Raw genomic sequence first — 2,019 nt, 5'->3', positions numbered from 1 at the left:
GATCATGAACTCCGTAACGCCCATTGCATCACTCACCGAAACCATGCAAAGCATGCTGACGGATAAAAGCGGCCAGGTAAAAGAGATACAGGCCATCACAACGGATACGCTGGGCGACATTCGCTTTTCACTCAACACCATTCATAAACGAAGCGAAGGCCTCCTCGATTTTGTAGAGAAATACAGAGCCCTCACACGCATACCCAAGCCAGCGCCACAACAAATTATACTCAAGCCTTATCTCCAATCCATTGCAACACTCATGGCTCCAGAGTTACAGCGGCAAAACATCCGTATAGAGGTTGATATTCACGATGCAGCAGTATATATCACAGCCGATAGTAATTTGATTGAACAGGTAATTATCAACCTGATCACAAACAGTATATATGCTCTTGCTAATACGGCTGATAAACTGATCCGGCTCCAGGCGTATCGTAAAGAGTATCGTACAGTTATTGAAGTATCAGACAACGGTATGGGTATCCGCGAAAAGGAAATGAGCGAAATATTTATACCTTTCTTCTCAACCAAAAAAGAAGGTTCGGGTATAGGACTTAGTTTAAGTAAACAGATTATGAGTTTGCATGGGGGAAATATACAGGTAACATCTACTCCGGGGGAGCGAACTTCTTTTTATTTATTATTTAAGGATTAGGGTTCGTTAATCGTTAGCAGTTAATTGTTATTCGGGTGTGGCCGTGTTTATGTCCCACAGATTCCGGATTGACACAGAAGTATAGCGGAAAGCAAAAAACCGAATCGCTTAAGGTTTGTAACAACTAACGCCCTCCCAACCATTCTGCAGAAAGATGGGTCTAATCAGTAACGCTAAACCCCATCATACAATGAACTATTCAAAACCGTACTATCCATTGATAGCGATTCTGTTGTTATGCATCAATGCATGTTCAGATAATGACATTAGCGATGTTATTTCTGAGAATGCGGCTGCGTACCTGCCATTGCAGACGATCGGCAATTATTGGGAATTTGTTTCTCTGCCGGAGCAACCAGATTACACTGTGCGAAAGGAAGTAACCGGAATAAAAAATCTGGATAACACTGAATACTATGAAGTCGTTACCACACATCGCAATGGAAGCACTATATGGCAGGATACGCTATACTATCATTTTTATAGTAATGATTATGTAGCTACGCGAACAGCAAAGACTACTCCCGAAATTTCTTTCCGCCTCGCCAATCAAAGTGAAGAATGGGTAATACCTTCCGAATCGGACTACGATACTCATGTTACTTTAACAACCCTCGTCAACGTTTCTATTGGAAAAAGATACGTTCAATACTGCAAGAATTTCTATTATGATGTTAAAGAGATGGCAGATGAAGAAAATACTATAATACTCGCACCTGATATTGGTTTTGTAAAAGAGATCAACTCCTGGGGAAGAGGCGTTATCTTAAAAGAAGCATCTGTGAATGGTGTTCTTTATACTTTCTAACGAACAGGATATAGTGTAAAGCTGAAAGCATAAAGTTCGTTCCCGCATCGCGATAGCTATCGAGAGCAGATATACGCAGAAGTATAAGGTATAAAGCGTAAAGCAGAAAGAGGAAATGCACTCCCTTTTTACTTTACGCTTTTCACTTTCAGCTTACTCACTTCTTCTTTCCTTTATACCTGCATGATGATGGATCGGATACTATATAATAGTCTTTATAATTCATTGCCTTTGGATCCATGCAGCCTTTTAATGGTAGTATAGCTATATTTCGAAAGTCGACCGGTTGTCCTTCGCTTTGTAAGGCTATAAAGCCTTCGCGCAACGGCTTTCCGGGTTGCCATATAGCGGGATCGTAATTATTTACAACACCGCCCGCCATTTGTGGTTTGCTATAGCGCATAACCGTATCGCCATTGATAATGTGTTCGATCAATGAATCTCCGAGCACGATCAGTTCAGCGCGTACCCACTGGTCACCGTCATACGTTTTGGATGTTGAATTGATACAGTGCCTTTCATCCAGTTTTCCTTCGTATACTATGGCTGTCCC

General features: G+C 41.5%; 3 protein-coding genes. 2 read left to right on the top strand and 1 reads right to left on the bottom strand.

Annotation, left to right across the window (positions count from 1 at the left end):
* Both VIN08_RS11595 and VIN08_RS11590 read left to right on the top strand, forming a co-directional pair.
* A partial coding sequence (locus VIN08_RS11595; RefSeq protein ID WP_331964821.1) for a sensor histidine kinase occupies positions 1-658 on the top strand: 658 nt, incomplete at its 5' end.
* Between the two features lie 190 nt (positions 659-848).
* The gene (locus tag VIN08_RS11590; protein WP_331964818.1) at positions 849-1,466 is read left to right on the top strand and encodes a hypothetical protein; all 618 of its coding nucleotides are present in this window, start codon (positions 849-851) and stop codon (positions 1,464-1,466) included.
* 157 nt (positions 1,467-1,623) lie between these two features.
* Here the strand turns inward: VIN08_RS11590 and VIN08_RS11585 are convergent.
* Positions 1,624-2,019, bottom strand: a 396-nt coding sequence (locus VIN08_RS11585; RefSeq protein WP_331964815.1) for a DUF1080 domain-containing protein, incomplete at its 5' end; no start/stop codon positions are given.

The organism is Ohtaekwangia sp. (genome assembly GCF_036568665.1).
Lineage (GTDB): Bacteria > Bacteroidota > Bacteroidia > Cytophagales > Cyclobacteriaceae > Ohtaekwangia.
The sequence above is the reverse complement of the archived record's forward strand: the minus strand, read 5'-3'. Positions and strand labels throughout refer to the sequence as shown.